Origin of the sequence: Burkholderia sp. Bp9012, from assembly GCF_003853825.1 — a bacterium.
In the GTDB taxonomy this organism is placed as follows: Bacteria; Pseudomonadota; Gammaproteobacteria; order Burkholderiales; family Burkholderiaceae; genus Burkholderia; species Burkholderia diffusa.
Window position 1 is genome coordinate 36,491 of the sequence record NZ_QTQA01000019.1, and the last position, 25,388, is coordinate 61,878.

At 65.3% G+C, this 25,388-nt stretch carries 28 protein-coding genes; 14 read left to right on the plus strand and 14 right to left on the minus strand.

What is annotated here, in order from left to right:
- Positions 1-16 precede the first annotated feature (16 nt).
- Entirely contained in the window at positions 17-802 is a 786-nt protein-coding gene (gene tam / locus DIE11_RS24150; protein ID WP_124627629.1) for a trans-aconitate 2-methyltransferase, read from the minus strand.
- A 122-nt stretch (positions 803-924) separates the two neighbouring features.
- Here tam and DIE11_RS24155 point away from each other — a divergent pair, with 122 nt between their 5' ends.
- Entirely contained in the window at positions 925-1,821 is an 897-nt protein-coding gene (locus DIE11_RS24155) for a LysR family transcriptional regulator (protein ID WP_059605224.1), read from the plus strand.
- A 16-nt stretch (positions 1,822-1,837) separates the two neighbouring features.
- Here DIE11_RS24155 and DIE11_RS24160 read toward each other — a convergent pair whose 3' ends face one another.
- Positions 1,838-2,272 (minus strand): GNAT family N-acetyltransferase, encoded by a 435-nt coding sequence (locus DIE11_RS24160; RefSeq protein WP_124627631.1) that lies wholly within the window; start codon positions 2,270-2,272, stop codon positions 1,838-1,840.
- A 219-nt stretch (positions 2,273-2,491) separates the two neighbouring features.
- On the opposite strand from DIE11_RS24160, the gene DIE11_RS37425 reads away from it, so the two are divergent.
- The 4 genes from DIE11_RS37425 (at position 2,492) to DIE11_RS24180 (ending at position 6,005) form a co-directional block, all read left to right on the plus strand.
- The gene (locus DIE11_RS37425; RefSeq protein WP_311767596.1) at positions 2,492-2,833 is read left to right on the plus strand and encodes a hypothetical protein; all 342 of its coding nucleotides are present in this window, start codon (positions 2,492-2,494) and stop codon (positions 2,831-2,833) included.
- 196 nt (positions 2,834-3,029) lie between these two features.
- Positions 3,030-3,509: a DUF3304 domain-containing protein gene (locus DIE11_RS24170; protein ID WP_185633814.1), complete on the plus strand. Its 480-nt coding sequence runs from the start codon at positions 3,030-3,032 to the stop codon at positions 3,507-3,509.
- Between the two features lie 17 nt (positions 3,510-3,526).
- A complete protein-coding gene (locus DIE11_RS24175) occupies positions 3,527-3,982 on the plus strand; it encodes a DUF3304 domain-containing protein (RefSeq protein WP_124627633.1) in 456 nt (151 codons plus the stop codon).
- A gap of 13 nt (positions 3,983-3,995) precedes the next feature.
- Positions 3,996-6,005, plus strand: a complete 2,010-nt coding sequence (locus DIE11_RS24180) for a phospholipase effector Tle1 domain-containing protein (RefSeq protein ID WP_124627636.1) — start codon at positions 3,996-3,998, stop codon at positions 6,003-6,005.
- A 76-nt stretch (positions 6,006-6,081) separates the two neighbouring features.
- Here the strand turns inward: DIE11_RS24180 and DIE11_RS24185 are convergent, their stop codons facing one another.
- Both DIE11_RS24185 and DIE11_RS24190 read right to left on the minus strand, forming a co-directional pair.
- Positions 6,082-6,285, minus strand: coding sequence for a hypothetical protein (locus DIE11_RS24185; RefSeq protein ID WP_124627638.1), 204 nt, complete (start codon positions 6,283-6,285; stop codon positions 6,082-6,084).
- 43 nt (positions 6,286-6,328) lie between these two features.
- A complete protein-coding gene (locus tag DIE11_RS24190; RefSeq protein WP_124627640.1) occupies positions 6,329-7,648 on the minus strand; it encodes a DUF3422 family protein in 1,320 nt (439 codons plus the stop codon).
- A 160-nt stretch (positions 7,649-7,808) separates the two neighbouring features.
- Between DIE11_RS24190 and DIE11_RS24195 the strand changes: the two genes are divergently transcribed.
- The gene (locus DIE11_RS24195) at positions 7,809-8,684 is read left to right on the plus strand and encodes a LysR family transcriptional regulator (protein WP_059605089.1); all 876 of its coding nucleotides are present in this window, start codon (positions 7,809-7,811) and stop codon (positions 8,682-8,684) included.
- Between the two features lie 30 nt (positions 8,685-8,714).
- Here DIE11_RS24195 and DIE11_RS24200 read toward each other — a convergent pair whose 3' ends face one another.
- Positions 8,715-9,281 carry a hypothetical protein gene (locus DIE11_RS24200; RefSeq protein WP_124627642.1) on the minus strand — a complete coding sequence of 189 codons (567 nt, stop codon included), beginning with the start codon at positions 9,279-9,281 and terminating at the stop codon, positions 8,715-8,717.
- Between the two features lie 119 nt (positions 9,282-9,400).
- Positions 9,401-9,766, minus strand: coding sequence for a hypothetical protein (locus DIE11_RS24205; protein WP_124627644.1), 366 nt, complete (start codon positions 9,764-9,766; stop codon positions 9,401-9,403).
- Positions 9,767-10,195: 429 nt separating this feature from the next.
- Here DIE11_RS24205 and DIE11_RS24210 point away from each other — a divergent pair, with 429 nt between their 5' ends.
- Positions 10,196-11,332, plus strand: a complete 1,137-nt coding sequence (locus tag DIE11_RS24210; protein WP_124627647.1) for an acyltransferase — start codon at positions 10,196-10,198, stop codon at positions 11,330-11,332.
- 57 nt (positions 11,333-11,389) lie between these two features.
- Here the strand turns inward: DIE11_RS24210 and DIE11_RS24215 are convergent, their stop codons facing one another.
- The gene (locus DIE11_RS24215; protein ID WP_124627649.1) at positions 11,390-11,980 is read right to left on the minus strand and encodes a class I SAM-dependent methyltransferase; all 591 of its coding nucleotides are present in this window, start codon (positions 11,978-11,980) and stop codon (positions 11,390-11,392) included.
- A gap of 223 nt (positions 11,981-12,203) precedes the next feature.
- Positions 12,204-13,187 (minus strand): aldo/keto reductase, encoded by a 984-nt coding sequence (locus DIE11_RS24220; RefSeq protein WP_124627651.1) that lies wholly within the window; start codon positions 13,185-13,187, stop codon positions 12,204-12,206.
- 121 nt (positions 13,188-13,308) lie between these two features.
- On the opposite strand from DIE11_RS24220, the gene DIE11_RS24225 reads away from it, so the two are divergent.
- The gene (locus DIE11_RS24225; RefSeq protein WP_124627653.1) at positions 13,309-14,226 is read left to right on the plus strand and encodes a LysR family transcriptional regulator; all 918 of its coding nucleotides are present in this window, start codon (positions 13,309-13,311) and stop codon (positions 14,224-14,226) included.
- A gap of 22 nt (positions 14,227-14,248) precedes the next feature.
- Here DIE11_RS24225 and poxB read toward each other — a convergent pair whose 3' ends face one another.
- Together poxB and DIE11_RS24235 are read right to left on the minus strand one after the other, a co-directional pair.
- A complete protein-coding gene (gene poxB, locus DIE11_RS24230; RefSeq protein WP_124627811.1) occupies positions 14,249-15,970 on the minus strand; it encodes a ubiquinone-dependent pyruvate dehydrogenase in 1,722 nt (573 codons plus the stop codon).
- Positions 15,971-16,236: 266 nt separating this feature from the next.
- On the minus strand, positions 16,237-16,737 hold the full coding sequence (locus DIE11_RS24235) for an Lrp/AsnC family transcriptional regulator (RefSeq protein ID WP_124627655.1): 501 nt from the start codon (positions 16,735-16,737) through the stop codon (positions 16,237-16,239).
- A 190-nt stretch (positions 16,738-16,927) separates the two neighbouring features.
- On the opposite strand from DIE11_RS24235, the gene DIE11_RS24240 reads away from it, so the two are divergent.
- Entirely contained in the window at positions 16,928-17,944 is a 1,017-nt protein-coding gene (locus DIE11_RS24240) for a 1-aminocyclopropane-1-carboxylate deaminase (RefSeq protein WP_124627656.1), read from the plus strand.
- A 217-nt stretch (positions 17,945-18,161) separates the two neighbouring features.
- On the opposite strand, the gene DIE11_RS24245 is transcribed toward DIE11_RS24240, so the two are convergent.
- Together DIE11_RS24245 and DIE11_RS24250 are read right to left on the minus strand one after the other, a co-directional pair.
- A complete protein-coding gene (locus tag DIE11_RS24245; protein WP_124627658.1) occupies positions 18,162-18,989 on the minus strand; it encodes a hypothetical protein in 828 nt (275 codons plus the stop codon).
- Between the two features lie 120 nt (positions 18,990-19,109).
- Positions 19,110-19,697 (minus strand): tetratricopeptide repeat protein, encoded by a 588-nt coding sequence (locus DIE11_RS24250; RefSeq protein WP_124627660.1) that lies wholly within the window; start codon positions 19,695-19,697, stop codon positions 19,110-19,112.
- 353 nt (positions 19,698-20,050) lie between these two features.
- On the opposite strand from DIE11_RS24250, the gene DIE11_RS24255 reads away from it, so the two are divergent.
- From DIE11_RS24255 to atsR, 3 genes are read left to right on the plus strand one after another with little or no spacing between them, the layout of a single operon-like run.
- On the plus strand, positions 20,051-20,929 hold the full coding sequence (locus DIE11_RS24255) for a helix-turn-helix domain-containing protein (protein ID WP_124627662.1): 879 nt from the start codon (positions 20,051-20,053) through the stop codon (positions 20,927-20,929).
- 48 nt (positions 20,930-20,977) lie between these two features.
- Complete coding sequence (locus DIE11_RS24260; protein ID WP_059605050.1) at positions 20,978-21,478, plus strand: molybdopterin-dependent oxidoreductase; 501 nt, start codon at positions 20,978-20,980, stop codon at positions 21,476-21,478.
- 9 nt (positions 21,479-21,487) lie between these two features.
- Positions 21,488-23,299, plus strand: a complete 1,812-nt coding sequence (gene atsR / locus DIE11_RS24265) for a hybrid sensor histidine kinase/response regulator AtsR (protein WP_124627664.1) — start codon at positions 21,488-21,490, stop codon at positions 23,297-23,299.
- A 57-nt stretch (positions 23,300-23,356) separates the two neighbouring features.
- On the opposite strand, the gene DIE11_RS24270 is transcribed toward atsR, so the two are convergent.
- Together DIE11_RS24270 and DIE11_RS24275 are read right to left on the minus strand one after the other, a co-directional pair.
- On the minus strand, positions 23,357-23,776 hold the full coding sequence (locus DIE11_RS24270) for a secondary thiamine-phosphate synthase enzyme YjbQ (protein ID WP_059605044.1): 420 nt from the start codon (positions 23,774-23,776) through the stop codon (positions 23,357-23,359).
- Positions 23,777-23,786: 10 nt separating this feature from the next.
- A complete protein-coding gene (locus DIE11_RS24275; protein ID WP_124627666.1) occupies positions 23,787-24,113 on the minus strand; it encodes a thioredoxin family protein in 327 nt (108 codons plus the stop codon).
- A 204-nt stretch (positions 24,114-24,317) separates the two neighbouring features.
- Here DIE11_RS24275 and DIE11_RS24280 point away from each other — a divergent pair, with 204 nt between their 5' ends.
- The gene (locus DIE11_RS24280) at positions 24,318-25,010 is read left to right on the plus strand and encodes a flavin reductase family protein (protein WP_124627668.1); all 693 of its coding nucleotides are present in this window, start codon (positions 24,318-24,320) and stop codon (positions 25,008-25,010) included.
- 44 nt (positions 25,011-25,054) lie between these two features.
- Entirely contained in the window at positions 25,055-25,387 is a 333-nt protein-coding gene (locus DIE11_RS24285) for a DUF2322 family protein (RefSeq protein WP_124627670.1), read from the plus strand.
- Position 25,388 lies beyond the last annotated feature (1 nt).

Genomic DNA, 25,388 nt, shown 5'->3' on the forward strand with positions numbered 1-25,388 from the left:
CGGTCCTGGTTTCGCCTTACTTCCGCGTCGCGACGATGAACAGGCGCGGGAACGGCAGCAGCACGGTGCCGTCGTCGAGCAGCGGATAGCCGTCCGGACCAGCGAGCGCATCACGATAGCGCGCGACGAATGCGTCGCGTTCGCTTTCGTCCAGCGCCGCGAGAAACGGCCGCAGCGCGCTGCCCTTGAACCATTCGACGACCGCATCGGCCCCGCCGCGCAACGGATGGTAGTAAGTCGTGCGCCAGACATCCACCCGCGAACACAACGGCGACAGCAGCGCGTAGTAATACCGTGCGTCGAACCGTTCGGTGCGCGCCGCGCGCTTGAGCTTGTCCGCCCATCGCCCGGCCGAGGCGACCTCGCGCATCAGCCGGTGCGCGGGTTCGTCGAGGTTGTCGGGCATCTGCACCGCGAGATGGCCACCCGGCGCGAGCCGGCCGACGAGCGACGGAAACAGCGTGTCGTGTGCGGGCACCCATTGCAGCACCGCGTTCGACAGAATCACGTCGTAGCCGCCCGGATCGTCCCAGACCGAGACATCCGCGAGATCGAAACGCAGCGCGGGCAGGCGCTTGCGCGCGGCCGCGATCATGTCCGGCGACGCGTCGATCCCGCGAACCGTCGCGTCGGGTGCGCGCGCGATCAGCGCTTCGGTCGAATTGCCGGGCCCGCAGCCGATGTCGATCGCGGTATGGATCCGCGTATCCGGCACGGCGGCCAGCAGGTCGCGCACGGGCCGCGTGCGTTCGTCTTCGAATCGCACGTACTGGTTGGCGTATTGATCGAGTGGGGTCGTCACGGTATGCCTCCTGGTCGGCGTGGACGGCGTCGGAATACCGACAGCCATCGATGCAGCGCATTCTGCGATCTCGCTGTTCTTCAGTAAAATGAATTTAATATCGTTATTGATTCATGTTTCTGATGAAAATCGATACGCTCGGTGTCCAGGCTTTCGTCGCGATCGCCGACGGCGGCAGCTTCAGGCAGGCGGCCGACACGCTGCACGTCACGCAAACGGCGATCACGCAACGGCTGCGCAAGCTCGAGTCGTTTCTCGGCGTCGCGCTGATCGAGCGCACGACACGCCGCACCACCCTCACCGAAATCGGCCGGCGTTTCCTGCCGCAGGCGCGCCGGCTGCTGAACGAGCTGTCGGATGCGCTGACCGAAATCCGCGAAACGGGCCTGAGCCAGCGCGGCGACGTGACGATCGCGTGCGTGCCGACGGTCGGCGTTCAGTATCTCCCTCGTATTCTGCGTGCGTTCTCCGGGCACCGGCCGCACGATCGCGTGAAGATCCTCGACCACGCGTCGGCGTCGGTATTGCAGGCCGTGCTGCGCCGCGAAGCGGAATTCGGGATCAGCATCGCGGGCGACCAGCACCCCGAACTCGTCAGCGTGCCCCTCACGCATGATCCGTACGTGCTCGTCTGCCGCGACGATCACCCGCTCGCGAAGCGTCGGCGGATCCGCTGGGCCGCGCTGCAGCCGCATCCGCTGATCTTCGCTGGCGAAGTGAGCGGCAATCGCGGGCTGCTCGAAGGTGCGCTGAAGACGAGCGGCGTGACGCTGCATTCGTTCTACGAAGTGCAGCGCAGTTCGACCGCGCTCGGACTCGTCGCCGAAGGCCTCGGCGCGGCCGTGGTGCCGAAGCTCGCGATCCAGAAGAACGCGTATCCGATGATCCGCACGATCGAGCTCGTCGAGCCGTCGGTGTCGCGCACGCTCGTGCTGGTCAAGCGCCGGGCCGCGCAGTTGTCGCCCGCGGCGCAGGCGCTGTACGACATGATCGTCGAGCGCGCGACGCCGGCGCGGTGACGTCAGGCAACGTCGTTCATAGCGTCTTGACCATGAACACACGCGCCGCCCCTTCCGGCACGCACGGCACTTCGCCGAACACCTCGTACCCGTGCTTCCGGTAGAAATCCGGCGCCTGGAACGTAATCGTGTACAGCACCGCGCGGGCACATCCGCGCCGCTTCGCCTCCGCTTCAGCCTCGCGCAGCAGCCGGCTGCCGAAGCCGCCGCCACGCAGCGATTCCGGCAGATAAAAGAGGTCGACGAAGAAGAGACCGAGCGAGGTTCGGCCGGTGAGCCCGCCCAGGACCTCGCCGGTCGCGGGATCGGTCACGTAGACGTCGAGCGCCGCCGTGTCGCTGCGGCCCGTCATCGCGTGGTTGAATTCGCCGAGCTTGCGGCTGATGAAATCGCGGGCAGCCGGTTGTTCGGTGTCGGTGAGCTGAAGGGAAACGGCGGGATGCGCGGTCATGGAATGGAGACGTGCGTGAATGAGCCGCCGAACGTGCAGGGTTCGCGGCGGGCGTCGCACGACTATAGCGCGTTCGCCCGCAGCGCGAGACTGTGCCGATCTTGACGAACATACAAACGACGGGCACATCCGGCACCCGCCGTTTCGTGACGCCGGGAGCCAATGCTTCTCGGGGCCGAACAGCCTCGACTATCCGCTGCCACGCCTGCCCGAAGGCGTATGTTCGGAATGCTGCCGCAGCGCCGCGAAAATGAGGTCCGCACTGACACCCCGCACATGAGCGACGCTGCCTCCATGAAGCTGTTTCGCGATTTGGCGCGCGCGTTGCCGCTGCCAACGCAATGGCCACGCACGACCGCGGAGCAGCGGCACGACGATCTGCGCGACTGGCATCGCGCGCGGCGAATCGAGCACACGGGCCCGTTGCGCCTCATCGCGCTCGTCGACGGCGCGCTGGACGATACGATGCTCGTTCGCAACCCGATCGTGGTCGCCGTGCCGCTGCTTGTCGGGGCATGGCGGGTTCATGCGGTGACTGCTGGTTACGGTCCTTATCGATAGATTTGCCGAACGATGTAGATGAAACTGACATCCCCGTCCCTTCGTTGCCCAACAAACACGACGGATCTATCGAATTCCATTTCCTGCCCGACCGAAAGATCGAAGCCAAATGGGTCGAGTACCCGACCGACCCACGCAACCCGAATACCACGAGCAACGCGTCGCCCGCGACGAACTGACTGACAGGAACATCGACATGCTGAATTTTCTTCGTCGCCTCATTCGTAATTCAATCGTCGTCGCGGTACTGCTGCTTGGCGGGGCATGGTGGGTGCATGCGCAGACCGCCAGCTACGGCCCCTATCGCGTCGTGGGCTTCAACTACACCGATCGCGGCGTCTACAATTTCGTCGTTGACGGATTCGGTGCCGGCACTGTGCACGCCCGTCAGTTCGGCGGCGGTGGAGGCATGGCCTGTTGCATGGAGGTGCTGCGCGACAAGAAGACCTGGCACCTCAAGGTCACATACGACCTGACGCCTGAAGAAGATGCCAGGAATCTGTCGCCGGAAATCTACGAGACGGACATTGCCATCCCGAAGCTGCCAACCAAACGCGACGGCTATATCGCGTTCCATTTCCTGCCCGACCGCAAGATCGAAGCCCAATGGGTCGGATACCCGACCGGTCCGCGCAACCCGAATACCACGAGTAACGCGTCGTCCACGACGAACTGAATGACAGGAACATCGACATGCTGAATTTTCTTCGCCGTCTCATTCGCAACCCGATCGCGATCTCCGTGATGCTGCTCGGTGGTGCGTGGTGGGTGCATGCGCAAACCACAGATTTCGGCCCGTACCGCGTCATCGGTTATAACTTCACCGATCGCAGTATCTACAGTTTCAAGATCGACGAATTTGGCGCAGGTAACGTGCGTGCGCACAAACCAGGCGGTGGCGGTGGAACCGTATGCTGTATGGATGTACCTCGGGGCAAGAAAACTTGGCACATCAAACTCAAGTACGAGCTGACTCAAGAACAATACAAAAACAACCTTCCCAACGACATCTTCGAGACGGACATTGCTATTCCGCCGCTTCCTGACAAGCACGGCGGATACATCGAATTCTATTTCTTGCCGAAACAGAAAATTGAAGCGCGATGGGCAGAACTGCCGACTGACCCTCACAATCCGAACTTGCAGTAACCGGGAGGAAAGCATGCCTAACGACACAATCCCCGCCCAGGGCGCCACGCCCGTGCAATCCAGCGCCAATGCCGGAGCATCGCGTGCCGCCCGGGCGGCCAGCGTCAGTACACAGCTTCCCGCCGAGCCTCCCAGCCCATGCTTTCGTTGCCACCAGGAAATCTATCAGTCCTTCTTCTTTGACGGCTTCGGACAAAGCCTCGACGACGATAACCCTTCGAATATCGCGCGCCTGTATAAGGCCCATATGGAAAGCGACAATTCAACCGGAATCTATCGAACATACTATGCAGGCATGGGCCGTGATTTACCCAACCAGACGGTCGGCACGCTCAAGAAGGCTGCAAGCGATAGTGGTGCCGCGTTACTCAAGGAAGCCAAAGGCAAAGGCATCGAAGATCCCGCCAAGAAAGTCGGGGTCGATATTGGCAAGCGTGTAATGGCCGATCGAGCCAATCAATCGATATTCGCACACGCCAAGTCATCGATACTCGACGCGATCAGCAATGCCCCCGACACCATAAAGAAATCCCTCAAGGAATCCTTCACAGTCAAAAAAATCGGCGCCGACCTTATTCCCGCCGGAATATCAACAGTGGCCGACTCAGTTCAGGCGATACGTGACACCGAATTCTCGGCTGCATATCTGGGTACTGGTTTCGACATCCGAGTCAGTCAGGCACTTGCCGACTTCGAAGCCAATGTCAAACGCGCAACAGACGGTGACCCTCGCGAGCTCAAGCGTATCCGCGTTTCGGTTTTCGGCTACGACAGAGGCGGCACCATCGCCCGGAAATTCGCGAACGAATTGATCGCCAAGGTATGCAAGCAGAAGAACGGTAACGTCACATACAAAGAAATCCCTGTTGAATTCGATTTCATGGGGCTATTCGATTGCGTCTCAACATCCTATGCAGACTCGATATTCACGAAGGCAGTCGCCCCTATTCTTGGTGTCGTGCCGGCCGCAGGAAAAGGCGTCAGCCTCAGCATTAAAGGGCTAAGTATATTTCTCAGCCTCTCCAAGCAAACGCTTGGCGAATACGATATCCAGAAGGAGTTCAAGTCAATCATCCACCACGTCGCAGCGACAGAGTTGCGCGTCTATAAGAATCTGGATTCACCAAGAAAATCTTCGGATCACGCGAATCTCCTGGAGATCGTCTATCCGGGAAGTCAGGCTGATGTGGGAGGCGGATTTCACGAAGGCGAGAATCACAAGTCGGCCGAGCTGGCACGCATATCGGCACGGCATATGCTCGATCGAGCATGGTCAGCCGGTGTACCGTTGCTGCCACTCGACAAGCTTCGGAAAACCGACCCGACGGTTGCTCGTGAGTTCGAGTTTCAGAAGACAGTCAGCGTCAACGGAAAGAACCTCACCGTCGACGATCTCTTCGCTGCCTACACGGCAATGCTGCCGAAATCGAATGGGCCACTCGAGACACATTTTCTCGAGCACCAGAAGCTGTTCGTGTCATGGGCACGTTACGTCCACGATCGCACCGCGCACGAAAGCACCGGCAACAGCCTGTTCATCAACACCGTGGACGCCGACGTCTACAACGCGGTCTTCCCGCACGGCGGCGGCTTGCCAAACTATGAGGGCCGGGACTGGTACTACAAGAGCCAGGATCCGAATTCCAAAGTCCCGCAGTTCACCTTCGGCGAACGCCGGACAGTCGACGACATCTCGGACAAGACCGTGCGCGCATTGGCCACCGCATGGGTGCACCCGCCAAAACTGTCACCGGAAGTCATCGCGTTCTTCGACAACTTCGTACACAACACGATCACGCCATTCAACAACGTGTCGCTCGGCGACGGGGTATTCATGCAACTGCGCGAAATCGAGGAGAAAGGCTGGGTCGCACGCCAGACCGACGCCGCGAAGGACTACGTGAAAAAAGTCCTCGGCAACGTATCGAAGAACATCAAGGATGCGCAGGACGAATACGTCAGGCAGGTCACGTCCGGCCAAATTCCGCACGGCGCGTCGATCGGCGACCTCTCCGGCGACTGAGCAGTACACACCACGCCAATCAGCAAGCCCGCCCGGCCGCACACGCGACCGGGCGCCAACCGCATCCGGCCCCGCGTCAGTTGTACCCGAGAATCGCCACCGCCGCGACGTCCGGCCGGTCGAGCGTATTCCCGACGAGCGACGTCATCGGCTCCTGCAGCACGGCCTGATACGAGGTCACGCGCGGCGCTTCCGGCGCGCCCTGCTCATCCGGTGCCGGTTCGTCGAACGCGGCATCGAAATCGCTGTAAAACCCCGGTTGCCTCTGCGAAAAAGTCATCTCCACTCCTTTACCTGTTTTGCCTGTTTATGTTTTCGATGTTCTAACCAACTTGCTTCAATGCCGCCGCCTGCACCGGCATGCCGTCGTGCGCCGCCTCCGATCGCGCCAGTTGCGCACGCGTGCGCCGCGTGATGTGAATCACCGCGAACACGACCGGCGCGATCAGCAGGCCTTCCGCCAGCTCGGGATCGACCGGCAGGTTCATCACGTGCAGCGCCTTGAACGCCGCCGTCGCGAGCGACAGCACGTAGTACGAAATGGCCGCCACCGACAGCCCTTCGACCGCGTGCTGCAAGTGAAGCTGATTGCGCGCGGTGCGCTCCATGCCCGCCAGCAGGCGCGTCACGTCCTTTTCCTGCGCGAGATTCACGCGCGTGCGCAGCAGGTCGACCGCCCGCGCGATCCGCGCGGCGATCTGCTCGTGGCGCGCCCACACGCTGCGGCAGGTTTCCATCGCCGGCGCGAAGCGCCGCTCCATGAACTCGGCGATCGTCGGCATCCCTTCGATGCGTTCCTCGCGCAATTCGTGGATGCGCGCCAGCACGAGCTTTTCGTACGCACGCGACGCGCTGAAACGTGCGCCCGATCCCGACAGCGATTCGACCCGCACCGCGAGATGCGTGAGTTTGACGAGCAGCGCCGTGTCGTCGCCGTCTGCGCCGCTCGCGTCCATCCGCTGCATCAATGCGTGCAGCGCCGCGTGGATCTCGTCGAGCTCGCGGCTCATCCGGCGCGCGACGGGCAACGCGAGCAGCGCCATCATCCGGTACGTCTCGATTTCATACAGGCGCTGCAGCAGCCGGCCGCCCTGCTCCTCGCGAAAATCCTCGTCGACCACGAGAAAACGCATGAAGCCGTCGTCACGCACATGCCAGTCGCAAAACACCTTGCCGCCGCCGAGCACGTTGCTGCCGACGAGCGCGGGGCCGTCGATCCAGCGGCGCAGGTCGCCGCAGACGAGCCGCGCGGCATCGCCCGTCAGCAGCTCCATGCGCACCGCGACGAAGCGGATGCCCGCGAGCCGCGCGAACCACGCAGCCGGAATGCCTTCAATCGCGAGATCGTCGAAATAGCCGGTGTCGCGACGCGGCGCGACGAACGTGAACGTCGAGAATTCGGTGTGCCGCTCCCACTTCAGATGCCAGCCGCACGGCGACTGCACCGCATAGTGGGTCGCGCCGTCCTGCGGCACGGCAATGCCGGTGTCACGGCACAGTGCGTGCAGCAGCGTTTCGTGGATATCGGGCTGGCCGTCCGCGTAGATCGCGTAGTGCGTGAGCGACACGGCTTCGGCGAGCCGCAGGAACGGCCGGGCATGCAATTCCGCGGCCAGCGCGGCGCGCAACGGATGATCCATCATTGGTACACCACTCTTCCTGTTCAACGCTGCGTGCCGGGCTCGCCGGCGTGTTGGCCGCACCGCATCGAACGATACGGCAGGCTCGATGCCACTATGGCAGACACACAGCAACAATAAAAACGCATAATGCTGATCGTTACGTTCAGTTTTCCTGATACCCATGAAGATGCTCGATCACGACGTGCTGGCCACCGTCGTCGCCGTCGCGGAAACCGGCAACATGACCCGCGCCGCCGAAGCGGTGAACCGCTCGCAGTCGGCCGTGAGCATGCAGATCAAGAGCCTGGAAGACGCGATCGGCCGGCCGCTGTTCGTGCGCAAGCCGCGCAGCATCGTGCTGACGCGCGAAGGCGAGGTGCTGCTGGGATTCGCCAGACGAATGCTGGCGCTGCGCGACGAGGCGTGGGCGGCCGTGGTGCGGCCGGAAGTGACCGGCAAGGTCGTGATCGGCGTGCCGGACGACTATGCGTCGTCGCTGCTGCCGTCGGTCCTGAAGAAATTCTCGGCGACCTACCCGAAGGTCGAGATCCAGGTGATGGGGCTGCCGAGCAGCGCGCTCGCGCCGCTGATCAAGGAAGGCACCGTCGATCTCGTGTGCGGCACGCGCATCAAGGGGCTGACCGGCGACTTCATCCGCCACGAGCCGATGGCATGGGCCGCGATGACGAACGGGCCGCGCGTGTGGGAAGAACGGCCGCTGCCGATCGCGGTGTTCATGCCGGGCAGCGTTGCGCGCGAGAACGCGATCCGCAGCCTCGAACGCGCGAAGGTGCCGTACCGCACCTCCTATGAAAGCCCGAGCCTGCTCGGGCTGCTCAGCATGGTCGAAGCCGGCCTCGCGGTCGCGCCGCTCGCGCGCTGCGCGATCCCCGCGCAGCTGTCGATGCTCGGCCGCTCACACGGGCTGCCCGATCTGCCGCCGCTCGAGCTGATCCTCGCGCGCAGCACGAAATCGAAGCGCCCGCCGTGCGACTTTCTCGCGGAGCAGTTGATGGAAGACCTTCAGCGGCAAACCGGGCAAACCGCCGACGCCTGAACCGCGGTCGGGCGCGCGCCGCCTGCACCGTCACGAACCGCCGGGCCGTGGATGGCCGGCCGCGAGCAGCGCCGCGTTGACGATGCCCGCCACCGTGTCGACGAGCGCTTCCAGCGTGTCGCCATGCACATGCCGCCCGGCAGGCGGAATGCATTCGATACGCCGGCCGCCCCATTGCGACCCGGCCGTCACCGACAGCGTCGCCCCGAACCGGTTGCCGTGCCGCCGGCCGAAGATGCCGACGCGCTGCTCGCCCAGGTACGCCTGCTCCGGAAGAAACAGCCGAATGTCGACCGCAACCTGGTCGGGATCGCCAGCGCGCGCGTTCGCATCGGCCGACGGCGCGAACGTCTTCGCGATGCGCAGCGTCACGTGCGAATCCCAGGCGGCCAGCGGTCCGCCAGCCGCGTCGACACGTTCGAGGTCGACCGACCACTGATGGCGATCCGGCAGCCGGATCGCCTGACGCAGCAGCACCTCCGCCGCGCGCACGGTCACCCGCAGCTGCATGGCAAGCTGCGTGCCCGACGGCAACGCCGCCACGCGCAAGCGGCCGCTTGCCGGACGCGTAGTCTGCACTTCTTCCATGAGGTGCATGGATCCTCCCTGTCGAGGGCCGGCGCCGCGTGCGACGCGGCGCACAAACGCTCGCCGCGACCGGCCCGCGGACAGCACGACGGACGGCGAATCGGCGGCAAACCGTAACGTACGAGCAATCAGCGTTCCCCGGCCTGACGATCCTGCGTCGCCACGCGCAGACGGCGGGCAACGGGACCGATCACGGCATCGACCTGCTGCGCGATCAGCATGTGCAGCGTGAAATCGAGATCCTCCGGCGCGATGTCGAATTCCACATGGATCACGTCGCGCACGGTACGCGCGCTGACCACATACACGCCGAGCGGGGAATGCAGCAGCGCCGCGAGCCGGGCGTGCGCGAGCGCGCCGGTGTCGGCCGTCAGCGTGACGGGCAACCGCAGGCGCGGGCGCGGCGGCGGGAGCGGGACGACGGTAGTGCACGCGCCGGCACGCGGCTGGCGGCTGACGATGTCGCACCCGGGTACGGGATGGATGAAGGTCATGGTGCGGACGGAGGGCGTCCTGGCTGTTGGACACATCCCGAGCTTAGAAGGCGCCGCATAAATACCGTGCAAAAAAACGGCTTTGCAGTGCAAAAAACGGCATGCCGGAAGAGCAGCACATACCGGTCGGGTTGCGCGGCGTGCGCCCCGTCAACGCTGACAGGACAATCGCCAACGATCCACCGATACACTTGTGCCACCGTGATGTCCGGCGTCCCCGATGCCGGACGGCGCTTTAATTGCACGCACGCTCCACCGCTTCCGGTTGGCCAGCCTGCATCGCACATGTCGCCCCGATCCCGATCCGATGGAGTCCTGCTTGAACCCCTGGCGCCCCACGCTGCCCGACGCCCAATCCGACACCGTGCGGCATTCACGCGACACGTTCCCGGCCGCGCGGCCGGCTCGCGCGCAACCGGGCCAGCCGCAATGAGCGCCGGGCCGCGCAATGCCCGGATCGACGTGCTGCGCGGCGTGTCGATCCTGCTCGTCCTGCTGCATCACTTCAACATCCCGTATTCGCTGCGCGACACGTCCGTCGCGCGCATGTTCGGCTGGGACGCGGTGCACGCGGTGGTCCGCAACGGCAACTATGGCGTGACGATGTTCTTCGTGATCTCCGGCTACCTGATCACGTCGAATGCGCGCCGCCGCTGGGGCAGCCTCGGCGCGGTGGACGTGCGCGCGTTCTACGTGTCGCGCATCGCGCGCATCGTCCCGTGCCTGCTCCTGCTGCTCGCGCTTGTCAACGGGCTGGCGGCAACCGGCGTGCCGATCTTCGCGAACCACGCGCCGCAGGGTGTCGCCGTGTCGTTCTGGCTCGTCAATCTCGCATCGCTGACGTTCTGGATGAACGTGTTGATCGGCACGTATGGATGGGTCAATTACGCGCTCGGCGTGCTGTGGTCGCTGTCGGTCGAAGAGATGTTCTACCTGTCGTTTCCGCTGCTGTGCATCGCCCTGCGCCGCGACGCGCGACTGTTCGCGTTCTGGGTGGCGGTCGTCGCGATCGGGCCCGTGTACCGCTTCACGCATGCGAGCGACGAAGGCGGGTTTCTGTATGCGTATTTCGCGTGCTTCGACGGAATCGCGATCGGCTGCTGCACTGCGGTGCTGGCCGGACGCGCCGGCTGGCAGCGGCTCGCGGCCGCGCCCGTGCAATGGCTGACCGCGATCGCGATGACCGTGCTCTATCTCGCGTGGCCAATCGCCCAGAGCCATGTGATCGGCGTATCCGCGATGGCGCTCGGCACAGCCGTGCTGCTGATCGGCGCGCATGCCCGCGGTGAGCGAGCACCGGGCCGCGCGCTCGCGCCGCTGCGCTGGAGCGGCCGGCTCAGCTACGAGTTGTACCTGTTTCACCTGATCGCGCTCGGCGCGCTGCGCACGGTGTGGCCGCCCGCCACCATGCACGGCAACGGCAAGCTCGTGCTGCTCGTCGCGTATCTGGTGTTGTCGGCCGGATTGAGCGCGGCCGTCGCGCGCGGCTACGCGACGCCGCTCGACCGCATCATCCGGCGGGCCGCGTCGCGGCCTGCGGCGCGCGTGCCGGACGCCGCGACATGAGCCGCGGCCGACGGCATCCGCAGGGTCGATGAAAGGAAGCGCGGCACGATGTGGGCATCACGCCGCCTGTCCGATCGCGGTCCGGCGCATCGTGACGATGCGCGCGGGCGGAATATTTGCCCACACGATCCGGCTGGCGTCGGCAACAAATGCCGGATCGCGCAGCGGGTGACGCTCGGGCACGCGCAAATCGTAGGTGAACTGGATCATCACGCCGTCGACTGACAGCACGCGCTCGCACTGCCCGACGATCGCCGTCACGTCCTGGCGCGGCAGCGTGCGCAGCGGCAAGCAGGACACGATCGCATCGACCGCCGCGTCGGACGGCAGCAGCCGCTCGAGCTGTCGCGCGTCGCCCGACACGATCGAGATACCGGGGAAGCGGCGTCGCAGGTGCTGCACGAACGCCGGCGACCGCTCGACCACCACGAGGCGCCGTGGCGCGACGCCGCGTTCGAGCAACGCGGCGGTGATCGCGCCGGTGCCACCGCCGAGCTCGACGACGAGCCCGTCGCCGTCCGGCACGGCATCGGCCATCTCGCGCGCCAGATGCCGCGAACTCGGGCACAACGCGCCCACCGCGGCCGGGCGGCCGACCCACTCGCGCACGAACAGTGCCGAGACACGCAACGCGTTCGGCCAGATCATCGGCCAACCTTGCGCGGTTGCGCTTTCAGCTTCGACGTGCCAATGACTGCCTGCAACTGGGCTACGACGACACGGGGCTCTTTCACGTGCATCCTCCTGAACAAATCGGTCCGCCGCGCTCGCGCGGCGATCAATCGATTCTAGGAAATGCAAACTTAAGGCGACGTGAAGATTGTCCCTGATTGCGTCATCGATGCGGGCCGTGCAACCGACGGCTGCCCGATCAGCGGTCGACGCGCTGCTGAAGCTGCGCGGGATACCGCTCGCCGACGATCGTGATCTGGCGCAGCGCCGTCTCGATCGCCGACAGTTCGTCGGTCGTCAGCACCACCGCGGCCGCGCCCACGTTTTCGTCGAGCCGATGCAGCTTCGTCGTGCCCGGAATCGGCACGATCCACGGCTTGCGGGCCAGCAGCCACGCGAGCGCGATCTGCGCGCGCGTCACGCCCTTGTCGGCCGCGATCCGGCCGAGCAGGTCGACGAGGCCCGCGTTGGCCCTGCGGTTTTCTTCCGAGAAGCGCGGCACGATATTGCGGAAGTCGGTCACATCGAACGTCGTGCTCGCATCGATCGCCCCCGTCAGGAAACCCTTGCCGAGCGGGCTGAACGCCACGAAGCCGATGCCGAGCTCCTCGAGCGTCGGCAGGATGCGCTCCTCCGACTCGCGCCACCACAGCGAATATTCGCTTTGTAGCGCCGCGACGGGCTGCACCGCGTGCGCGCGGCGAATCGTCTGCTCACCGGCTTCCGACAGCCCGAAGTGCGCGACCTTGCCTTCGCCGATCAGATCCTTGACGGTGCCCGCGACGTCCTCGATCGGCACGTTCGGATCGACGCGATGCTGATAGAACAGATCGATGCGGTCGACCTTCAGCCGCTTGAGCGCTGCGTCGGCCACCGCGCGGATCTGCGACGGCCGGCTGTCGACGCCCTTCATCGGCTCGCCATTCTCGAAACCGAACTTGGTGGCGATCACGACCTGATCGCGAAACGGCGCCACCGCCTCGCCCACCAGTTCCTCGTTGACAAACGGGCCGTACGCTTCGGCCGTATCGAAGAAGGTCACGCCACGTTCGAACGCCGCGCGAATCAGCGCGACGCCGCTCGCCTTGTCGGTGGCCGGACCGTAGCCATAACTCAATCCCATGCAGCCGAGCCCGATTGCCGAGACTTCGAGGCCGCTCTTTCCAAGCATGCGCTTTTGCATGACTTTCTCCTGCTGAAAGGTGAAGACGATTGACGGGATGCCCGAGGAAGCGAGTGTAGGTTGATGGATACGTCTCAACAATCGGCGTACCATTTCATACATTACTGAGGGAATTTCATTAATGCTGCGCACTGGCCTCGGCGAACTCACGACCTTCATCACGATCGCGGAACAGCGCAGCTTCAGCGGCGCGGCCCGCATCCTCGGCGTGTCGCCGTCGGCGCTGAGCCATGCGATCCGTCATCTCGAGGCGCGGCTCGGCGTGCGCCTGTTCAACCGCACGACCCGCTCCGTCGCGCTGACCGAAGCCGGCGAACAGTTGCTGCTGCGCGTGCGGCCCGCCGTCGCCGATCTCGAGGACGCGATGAACGACGCCGCGACCGCCCGCAACCGGCCGTCCGGCCAGATCCGGATCAGCGCGTCGGAATCCGCGTCGCGCCCGCTGATCCGGCATGTGCTGCCCGGCTTCGTCGCGCGCTATCCGGACATTCACGTGGAGTTCGTCGTCGATTCGCGGCTGATCGACATCGTCGAACACGGCTTCGACGCCGGCATCCGCGTGCGGGAGGACGTGCCGCGCGACATGATCGCCGTGCGGTTCGGCGACGCTGTCCGCTTCGTCGCGGTGGCGTCGCCCGACTACCTGGCGCGGCACCCCGCGCCGGACACGCCGCAGGACCTCACGCGCCACCGGTGCATCCGGTTCCGCTTCGAAAGCGGCGCGCTCTATCGATGGGACCTGATGCGCGACGGGAAGCGCGTGAGCGTCGACGTCGACGGGCCGATGACGCTCGGTAACCTGAGCCTGATGGTCGACGCGGCGCTCGCCGGCATCGGCATCGCATGGGTCACGCACGCGCGGGTCGCCGAGCATCTGGCCGACGGCCGGCTCGTGCGCGTGTTGCCCGAATGGGCGCAGACGTTCGACAGCCTGTGCCTCTACTATCCGGCGAACCGGCATCCGCCGGCCGCCCTGCGGCTGTTCGTCGAAGCCGTGCGCGAATGGACGGCTGCCGGAGGTAACGCGTCGGACAACTGACGGTTCGCCCCGCTCCGCCACTTCACCGCAGGTTGGTCCTCGCCAGCTCGACGATCTCGTCGCCGCGCCCGCTCAGGATCGCGCGCAGCATGAACAGGCTGAAGCCCTTCGCATGCGCGATCTCGATCTTCGGCGGCATCGCCAGTTCGTACTTCGACGTGACGACGTCGACGACCGCCGGCCCGTCATGCGCGAACGCCGTGCGCAATGCCTGCTCGACGTTCTCCGAATGTTCGACGCGCACGCTGAAGATGCCCGCGCCCTTCGCGATCGCCGCGAAGTCGGTCGGGCTCAGGTCGACGTTCGTGTCGAGATAGCCGGCCGCCTTCAATTCCATCGACACGAAGCCGAGCAGGCTATTGTTGTAGACGACGATCTTGATCGGCAGGTTGAGCTGGCGCGCGGTCAGCAGATCGCCGAGCAGCATCGACAGCCCGCCGTCGCCCGACAGCGACACGACCTGCCGCCCCGGATGCGCGCCCTGTGCGCCGAGCGCCTGCGGCATCGCGTTCGCCATCGAGCCGTGGTTGAAGGAGCCGTGCAGCTGGCGCTTGCCGTTCATCGTCAGGTAGCGCGCGGCCCACAGCGTCGGCGTGCCGACGTCGGCCGTGAAGATCGCGTCGTCGGCCGCGACGTCGTCGACGATCTTCGTCAGGTATTGCGGATGAATCGCGCGGCCCGGCGGCTCGGCCACCGCGAGATCGTCGAGCCCCTTGCGCGCGGCCGCGTAGTGCTTCAGCGCGTTCTCGAGGAAGCGCCGCTGCGTCTTGCGCGTGAGGCGCGGCAGCAGCGCAGCGATCGTTTCCTTCACCGTGCCGACGAGCCCCAACGCAAGCGGCGCACGGTGCCCGAGCTGCGAGCCTTTGCAGTCGATCTGCGCGATCTTCGCGTTGGTCGGATAGAACGGCCGGTAAGGGAAGTCCGTGCCGAGCATCAGCAGCGTGTCGCACGATTCCATCGCGTGATAGCCCGAGCTGAAGCCGATCAACCCCGTCATCCCGACGTCGAACGGGTTGTCCCATTCGACGAACTGCTTGCCGCGCAGCGCATGCACGACCGGCGCGCCGAGCGTGTCGGCCAGCGCGACCACTTCGTCGTGCGCGCCCTGCGTGCCGCTGCCGCACAGCAGCGTGACCGCATCCGACGCGTCGAGCAGCGCCGCGAGCCGGTCGAGATCGGCGTCGGCCGGCAGGATCGACGGCGGCGCCGAGCCGCTCCACGCGGGCGCCTCTTCCGGGCCGTCGCCGAGCGCGATGTCGCCCGGCAGCACGATCACCGCGACGCCGCGTTCCTCGATCGCGGTGCGCATCGCGCGCGCGAGCACGCGCGGGAACTGCGATGCGTTGGTCACGAGTTCCGCGAAATGACTGCACTCGCGGAACAGCTCCTGCGGATGGGTTTCCTGGAAGTAGCCGAGGCCGATCTCGGTCGACGGGATGTGCGCGGCGATCGCCAGCACCGGCTGGTGATTGCGATGGCAGTCGTAGAGACCGTTGATCAGGTGCAGGTTGCCGGGGCCGCAGCTGCCCGCGCACACCGCGAGCCGGCCGGTCGACGCGGCATCGGCGCCGGCCGCGAACGCGGCGCTTTCCTCGTGCCGCGTATGCATCCAGCGGATCGAGCCGATCTGGCTCAGGCTGAACGACAGCCCGTTCAGGCTGTCGCCCGTCACACCCCAGATCCGCTCGACGCCCGCTGCCGCCAGCGTCTTCGCCAGGTATTCCGCCATCGTCTGTCTAGCCATCATGCCCTCGCTCATTGATCGGTCGTTACACGATTGATCCGGCTACGGCAGCCGCCGTCGCCGCTGACGGGACGAGCATACGCGATCGTGCCGCGCGGCGTCGTGACGATGCGAGGATCACGCGCGGCGACGCAGCGGCTAACGGGCGCGGCAACGCAGAGCGCGGCACGCCAGTCGTTTTCTCGACGGAGCTGCCCTGCGAGGCCGCGCGTTCCCGGCCCGCATGCCGTCAACGCAGCCTGCACGGCCGACCCCATCGCGATGCGCTACACCGGAAGCGCGTGCGTGGACAGAATCTCCTTGAGCACCATGAACGAACGCACCTGCCGCACGCCGGGCAGGTACAGCAGTTGTTCCGCGTGCAAGCGGTTGAAGCTCTCGTTGTCGCGCGTGCGGACCAGCATGAAGTAGTCGAATTCGCCGGTTACCACGTGACATTCGACACACCCCGACACCTTCTGCGCGGCCTTCTCGAATTCGGCGAACGCCTCCGGCGTCGAACGATCGAGTACGAAGCCGATCACGACCAGCATCCCGGCACCCAGCGGCTTCGGGTCGAGCAGCGCGACGATGCCGCGAATCAGCCCCATCTCCTTCAACCGTTCGACGCGCCGCAGGCACGCCGGCGCGCTCAGCTTCACCTTCGCGGCGAGGCTCACGTTCGAGATCGACGCGTCCTGCTGCAACTGCCGCAGGATCGCGCGGTCGATGCGGTCGAGCACCGGCGCGGCGGCGGCCGGCAAGGCACTGCCACGATCTAATTTCATTGCGTCTCCTGGACTTTTTACGAACGAAAATTATCTATCCGATCCTCATCTCATCGACAACGTAGGCCTTCGTTATTAATTTCGCAAGCTCATTTCGCGCCGTCCTGCCTATCATTTTCCATTGGGACACGGCGTGCCGGCCGCCCCCGTCCGATGCGAATTCCCGCCCACAGCCTTTCGGAGCTTGTCGATGAACCTGCAACGTTTCCCCCGCTATCCGCTCACGTTCGGCCCGACGCCGATCCAGCCGCTCAGGCGTCTGAGCGCGCACCTCGGCGGCAAGGTCGAGCTGTATGCGAAGCGCGAGGACTGCAACAGCGGCCTCGCTTTCGGCGGCAACAAGACGCGCAAGCTCGAATACCTCGTCCCCGACGCGCTCGCGCAAGGCGCCGACACGCTCGTGTCGATCGGCGGCATTCAATCGAACCAGACACGCCAGGTCGCGGCCGTCGCCGCGCATCTCGGGATGAAGTGCGTGCTCGTGCAGGAGCACTGGGTCAACTACGAGGATCCGGTGTACGACCGCGTCGGGAACATCCAGCTGTCACGAATGATGGGCGCCGACGTGCGGCTCGTTGCCGACGGTTTCGACATCGGCATTCGCCGCAGCTGGGAAGAAGCGATGGAGAGCGTGCGGCAGGCGGGCGGCAAGCCGTATCCGATTCCGGCCGGGTGTTCCGAGCATCCGCTCGGCGGACTCGGGTTCGTCGGCTTCGCGGAAGAAGTGCGCGAGCAGGAAGCACAACTTGGCTTCAAGTTCGATTACATCGTGGTCTGCTCGGTCACGGGCAGCACGCAGGCGGGGATGGTCGTCGGCTTCGCGGCCGACGGACGCGCGGACCGCGTGATCGGCATCGACGCGTCGGCAACGCCCGAGCGCACGCGTGAACAGATCACGCGCATCGCGCGGCACACAGCCGAGCTGGTCGGGCTGGGGCGCGATATCGAGGAGAAGGACGTGGTGCTCGATACGCGCTATGCCGGGCCGGAATACGGACTGCCGAACGATGGCACGCTGGAGGCGATTCGTCTGTGTGCGCGGCTGGAAGGCATGCTGACCGATCCCGTCTATGAAGGGAAATCGATGCACGGGATGATCGACCACGTGCGGCGCGGGGAATTCGAGCCGGGGTCGAAGGTGCTGTATGCGCACCTAGGCGGGGTGCCGGCGTTGAGTGCATATAGCGGGATTTTTCGGGAAGGTTGATCGCGCGATGCGGCACGCCGGGGAGGCATGCGCGAAGTCGGCGCCGCCTCGCCTGTGTGCCGCCTCTTGCCGATTCCCACTGGACGGCCGCTTCGATCCGACCAGGCCGTCGTTCTCACGCGCGTGCCGCACAGACGGGCACGCACGCCGCGATGCACCGGATGCACCCAGTTCGACCAGTGCTGCACGTCAGGACATGCAGCGCCGGCCCGGAACGTCAGTTGACCTGCAATTGACCACCGCGGCCAAGGCCGCCCTTGACGTCCTGCGCCTTGTAGCTGCGCAGCGCGACGACCATCTTGTTCCACGCGTCGATAAACGCGACGACCGTCGCCTTGCCTTCCGGCGTCGTCGAGAAGCCGGCGAGACCGCCGCCCACGCCACCGCCCAGGCCGCCCAGCGCCGCGCCGTAGTTGGTCGCCGTCGAGCTGCCTTCCGACGCCGCGATCTGCACGGCCGAGCGCACGTCGAACAGCGTCAGCGTCACGACCGACGCCTTCGTCTGCAGATGCCCGGCCACCGCCGCGACCGCGCTGTTGCCGATCAGCCCGCCGATCATGCTGCCGATGCCGCCGATCGGCGAATCGTTGATCACGATCTGCGGCTCCATATAGTAGTCGGCCGCGACGCGCTGGCCCTTCTGCTGCTTCGAACCCGCACGGTATTCGCCCGAGTTGCGCTGCAGCTGCGTGATGCGCGACAGGCGCGCATCGCTCTTCTGGTTGCCGATCGACGTGATCACGAAGCAGTTCGACTGCTGGACGGCCAGGCGCAACAGCGGGTCGATGCTCGTCACCTTGGTCGCGCTGCCGAACGGGCCCCACCAGTCGGCATTGCGGCCGTCGTCGACCGCGATCGTACCGAGCGGCGACGCGCAGCGCTGCAGTTGCGAATCCGCACCGGCGCTCGCGCCGCCCGCGGCAGCGCCCGTGACGCCGGCGTTCTGGCCGCCGGGCGTCACCATGCCGCCGCAGCCGGCGACGGACGCGCAAAGCGCTGCAACCAGCGCACCTTGAGTGAGACGTTGGGAAAGGATGGTCTTCATGTCGTTGTCGATCGATAGAGTCGTTGTTCGGCTTATGTGTTCGTGCGAACTTTGATAAGCCCCCCGGCGTGGCGCGCGATGGTGGTCTCCCCGCAGCCGCCTCCGTTGCTTTCGGCCCGGTCAGTAGTACCAGTACGTCTGATGCCAGACGCCGTAGTACGGATAGCCCGAGTACCAGTAGCCGTAATAGACGTCACGCCATTGCGTGCGCCATTTCCAGTCGTCCTCGTCTTCTTTCTTCGCCTTGCGGGCGAGCTCGAGCAGCTTTTTCGACTCCTTGTCGCCGCGGCCCGCGGCGATCGACAGCCACTTGTCCGCTTCGCGCGGATCGGAGCCCATCTCCTCGAGGCCGAACAGGTAGAAACTGCCGAGCGCCTTCTGCGCGTTCAGGTCGCCGCGCTCGGCGGCATCGCGCATCCACTTGAGTGCCTGGTAGCTGTCCTGGCGCACGCCATCGCCGCGGAAATAACGCAGGCCGAGGTCATAGGCGGCCTTCGGCTGCGTCTTCGCGGCCTGCTTCAACGAAACGATGCGCGGATCCTCGCGATCGTCGGAATCGTCCCTCTTTTGATAGGAGACCTGATCTTTTGGGCGATCGGAACACCCGGTGTCATCGCAGATCCGCACCGTGTTGCTGGTGGCGGACGGATCCTGCGCGCACGCGGCCAACAACAACAGCAGCCCCGGTGCCAGAAAACGGCGAACCATTTTTACTTTTCCCTCGATTTATTTGCGCCGCACTGCTTCGCGCTATTTCACCCCCGCGAGCGCGTACCCGGCTCGCGCGCGGCGGGGCGAATACAATTCACCCACGCCGACACGCGGTCCAAGGCTCTCTCAGGCTCTCTTCGTATCGTTCAGTCACGCGCTGGCTGCCGCTTTTCGCTGGGCCGATCGTTGTCGACACCGGCGCCCAACCTGACGCGGCAAACAATAGTGACGTGGTGAGCAATAATAATGGAGAAAAATGGCATGTCAAGGTGATTCGTGATTTCAAAGTTTGCGTATCGCGTCACTTTTGAATATGCTCTTCGTCGCTAAAACCAGGAGACCCCGTCGAGATGTCCAATAGCGAGCAGGCCAATGCCGATCTCATTACCGCAACCAAGGTGCGCGATCTGCTGACGCGCAACGGAATTCCGCCGCGCAGTCACAACACGACGATCGCGAACGTGCTGGGCCTCAGCTTCTCGGTCGTCACGCGCAAGATGAAAGGCCTGATCCCGTGGAACCTGTCGCAGTTGCAGGACATCGCGACGCACTTCGGCGTGCCGCCCGCGATCCTGCTCGACGACAAGGGCACACAGCCGGCCGCCGCCGAGATGATCGACGCGACGCTCGTGATCGAGTCGCGCCGTTTCCGCTGCCGCGCGGCGATCTCGGCGAAGGCCAGCAGCCAGGCCGAAACGGATTTCGTCGCGTTGCAGTGGCAGGGCGAATGGATCGTCACCGAACGCCAGCACGCGCGCGAAGGCCGCCTCTATCCGGTCGACGTCATCGAACTGCGCTCGAGCCAGCCGACCGTGTACGCGGCGCGGATCGCGGTGGTCGACGATTCGCGGGACGTCGCCGAGACCGTGTGCGAATACTTCATCGAAAAAGGCGTGAACGCGATTCCGTACCATGACGGCGCGTCGTTCCGCAAGGCGCTGGAAGTCGAGGATTTCGACGGCTACATCCTCGACTGGATGCTCGGCGACCAGACGGCCGCCGAGCTCGTGCGCGGCATCCGCTCGAGCGAGAACGGCGGCGCGCCGATCTTCCTGCTGACCGGCAAGATCTCCACCGGCGAGGCGAGCGAGGACGAGATCGCGCACATCGTGTCGCACTACAACGCGCGCTGCGAGGAAAAGCCGGTGCGCCTGCCGATCCTGTTCGCCGAAGTCGCGCGCGAACTGAAGATCACGCAGCCGGTGGCCACGGCCGCCGCCGCGAGCTGAGACCACGACGAGAACCGGCCACCACACGAACACGAAAAAGGGAAACACATGCGAATTTCGACCCTCTGGATCAAGACCCTGATCACGGCCGGCCTGCTCGGCATGGCCGCCGCGAGCTGGGCCGCGTCGTTCACGTTCACCGTCGACGGCAAGATCGGCCGCAGCAACCAGCCCGGCAAGACGACGTTCGTCTTTACCGAGCAGGCGCTGATGGCGCTGCCGCAGCACACGATCGTCACGTCGACGAGCTGGACACCGAAAGCGACCTTCACCGGCCCGCGCCTGTCCGACGTGCTGAAGACCGTCGACGCGCACGGCACGCAGATCGAGTTCCGCTGCATCGACGAATACACGTTCACGATCCCCGTATCGGACGCCGACAAGTACGGCGTGATCCTCGCACGCACGATGAACGGCAAGGTACTCGGCAACGACAACTACGGCCCGCTGTGGATCATGTATCCGCGCGACCAGTATCCCGACGAGCTGAAGACGCCGCTCGGCGAAGCCAAGTTCGCATGGCAGATCATCGGCCTGACCGTGAAGTAAACGCGCGACATGATGCGCGGGCGGTGGAAGAACAGAAAGATCATCCTCATCCTGGGATCGTTGTGGATCCTGGGATTCGCCGCATGGGCATTCCTGCTGTGGGACCTGCTCGCGACCTCGGTCAACGAGGGCGTGCTGGAAGGACCGCGCGAAGGCGTGTTCTGGACGGCCGCGCAATACCGGAACGCCTACACGCGCTTCGACCGCCAGCTGATCCTCTACTCGACGCACGTGGACGACGACTTCGACCACGTGCAGATGCAGCTCGACAGCCTGTCGGTGTCGTTCGGGTTCCTGCAGCGGCCGTCTGAAGTGTCCGAATACTGGCTGCGCATCCCGCGCGCGCGCGCGGAAATCGCGGTGCTCGGCGCATTCATGGCGCGCCTGAAGCACGACGTGCCGCTGCTGCGCGACGCACCGAACGATGCGCCGCACGTGATCGACGACGTCAACGCGTACTGGCCGAAGGTCAACGGCCTTGCGAACTACTTCCGCGCGATCGAGATGGCGCAGCGCGATTTCACGTTCCATCAGCTGAAGGAAAAGCAGCGGGCGATCGTGTCGCTCGGCATCATCCTCGGCGTGATCCTGTGCGCGCTGTTCCTGCTGCTGTTCTATACGATGCGCACGCGCGACGACCTGCTCGAACGACAGGACGCCGCGCTCGATGCGGAGCGCAAGGCATCCGATCGCGCGTTCGAGATGATCGAGGCGAAGAACGCGTTCCTCGGGATGGTCAGCCATGAACTGCGCACGCCGCTGCAGGCGATCTGCGGTTCGATCGAGATCCTGCTCGCGCGGCCGCAGTCCGACGCCAACCTGAAGACGATCCGGCGGCTGCAGAATTCCGCGTCGTCGCTCGAAGCGCTGGTCAAGGACCTCACCGATTACATCAAGCTGCGCTCGACCAAGCGCCTCGCCGAAACCGAAACGGTCGGCATGGCGTCGCTGCTCGCCGAGGTGCTCGATCCGCTGCGCGCGAAGATCGCGACCAAGCGGATCGCCGTCGCGCAGCGCGTCGAGCCGCACGACCTCGCGATCCGCTCCGATCGCAAGCTGTTGCGTCAGGTGCTGTCGAACCTGATCGAGAATTCGGTGAAATACACCGTCGGCGGATCGATCGACGTATCGATCATGCTCGTCGACGCGCCGGCCGGCCGGCAACTGAAACTCGCCGTGCGGGACACGGGCGCCGGTATCGCGAAGCAGCATCTGTCGAAGATCTTCGAGCCGTTCTACCGCGCGAACGACGCGGTCGGCCTGCACGTGGACGGAATCGGGATGGGGCTCGCGGTCGTGCGCGAGATCGTGACGACGCTGCGCGGCCACGTGGACGTGCGCAGCGTCGTCGGCGAAGGCAGCGAGTTCGTCGTGACGCTGCCGGCCGAGGTGCCGGATGCCGGCGAAACGACCGGCGACGCACCCGCGTGGCCGGCCGCCGCCGCGCATCGCAACCGCCGCGCGCTCGTGGTCGACGACAACGACAACGCGCGCGAAACGCTCGGCGCGATGCTCTCGGCGCTCGGCCTCGACGTCGACCTGTGCGGCACCGGGCAGGAAGGCATCGCCCGTTTCGGCGATATGCATTACGACCTCGTCGTGCTCGATCTCGAACTGCCGGACGTGAGTGGCTTCGAAGTCGCGCGCCGCATCCGGATGGCGGCGCAACCGGACGACGACGGAAAGTTTCCGTCCATTCTCGGTGTCAGCGCATACGAATCGGCCGCGCTGCGCGAGAACCAGCAGGTGTTCGACGCATTCCTGCCGAAGCCCGTTCACCTGCGCGAACTTGGCGCACTCCTCGAGAAGCTGCTCGGCTGAGCGTGGCCGCGGTGCGTGACGGGCAGGCCTTCCAGCGGCCCGTTGCGCGTTTCCCGCTTACTCGCCGATCAAATGCAGCACGATGTCACGCCGATGCGCGGCGCGACGATGCTCGAACAGATAGATGCCCTGCCACGTGCCGAGGACCATGCGTCCGTGCTCGACCGGGATCGACAGCTGCACTTGCGTAAGCGCCGTGCGCAGATGGGCGGGCATGTCGTCGGGGCCTTCCGTGTCGTGCTCGTAGCGCGTGTCGTCTTCGGGTGCGAGCGTCGCGAAGTAACGTTCGAGATCGCGCTGCACGGACGGATCCGCATTCTCCTGGATCAGCAGCGACGCGGACGTATGGCGGCAGAACACGGTCAGCAGCCCGGTGCGGATGGCCTGCTGATCGACGAATGCGCGCACTTGCGGCGTGAACTCGACGAGGCCGCTGCCGCGCGCGTCGACACCGATATGCGTGATGGCCTGTTGCATGACGACGACCTCAGGCGAGCGCGGCGAAGCCGTCGGCCTCGATCTGCCTGGCATCGGCGGGGCGCACGACGCGCGCGACTTCGACCCCGTCGCGCAGGAATACCAGCGTCGGCCACAGCTTCACGCCGAACGAACGGCCGAGCGGCCGACCCGGACCATCCTCGATCTTCAGGTGCCGCACGGCCGGATGCGCGGAGAACGACGCGACGATCGCAGGCTGCGCGCCCGCGCAGATTCCGCACCAGTTCGCGCCGAATTCGATGACGGTCGCACCGGCCAGTGCGTCGACTTCCGCGCGCGTCGGCGCGTTGGCTGTGTAGCGTTGCTCGATATCCATCGGGCCCTCGTGTGCAATTGCGGAACGTGGCCGCGGCGCGCCGGCGTGGGCGGCACATGCGACCTTCGATTTCCTACTCTAGCGGAAAAGCACGCGCGATGCCGAGGGCGCCCGCGCCGTGCGAATGACATGACAAGAATCGGAGCGCCGCGCGGCGGCGGCGCGATCAGCATGCGAACTGATCCCGTCAACGAAGGAACGACCATGAACGCTGCGCATCGCATCACTGAACCGAACATCCTCTATTTCGGCACGCCAGTCGTGCTGATCAGCACGCGGAATCCGGACGGCACGGCCAATCTTGCGCCGATGTCGTCCGCGTTCTGGCTCGGCTGGCGCTGCATGCTCGGGCTCGCCGCCAGCTCGCAGACCACGCACAACCTGATGCGCACCGGCGAATGCGTGCTGAACCTGCCGTCGGCGGCGCAGGCGCAGGCCGTCGACCGCATCGCGCGCACGACGGGCACGCATCCGGTGCCCCAGTCGAAGCAGGCACGCGGCTACGTGTACGAACCGGACAAGTTCGGCACCGCCGGGCTCACCGAAACGGCCTCGCAGACCATCGCACCGCCGCGCGCGCTCGAATGTCCGGTGCATCTGGAAGCGGTGGTCGCCGCCACGCACGGCATCGGCGACGAAGCGCCCGACCTGCGCGGCCACATCCGCGTGTTCGAGGTGCGCATCCAGCGCGTTCACGTACATCCCGACCTGCTGATGGACGGTCATCCGGACCGCATCGATCCGGACAAATGGTCGCCGCTGATCATGAGTTTTCAGAAGTTCTATGGCCTCGCGCCGCATCAGGTGCATGCGTCACGGCTCGCCGAGATTCCGGAGCGCGCCTATCGCAGCCCCGACATCGACCGCGCGCGCGAAGCGCGCATGTCGATCGGATAAGATACTGGCCGATTGACCCATGACCGAACCGACGGAGTGTTTCAGTGATTCAACCGACCCAAGTATTCAAGGACAACCTCGCGCAACTGCCGGCCATCGAAGGCGTCGCGCGCATCGATCTCGTCGGCGCGAACGGCGACGTGGTCGCCAGCATCGAGAATCAGCCGGGCAAGCAGGGCTCGCTCGCGGTGTACAACTACCTGAAGCAGGTATTCGGCACGCTCGACGCGAAGGCCGCCGAGCACGGCCTCGCCGTGTTCGCGGAGCACACCGCCGACGCGCGTAACCGCCCGGGCGCACACCCGAACGTCGATCGTCTGCTGGCGATCGTCGACGGCGGCGAGGCGCTGCGGATCGACGTGGTCGCGAAGGCTTGAA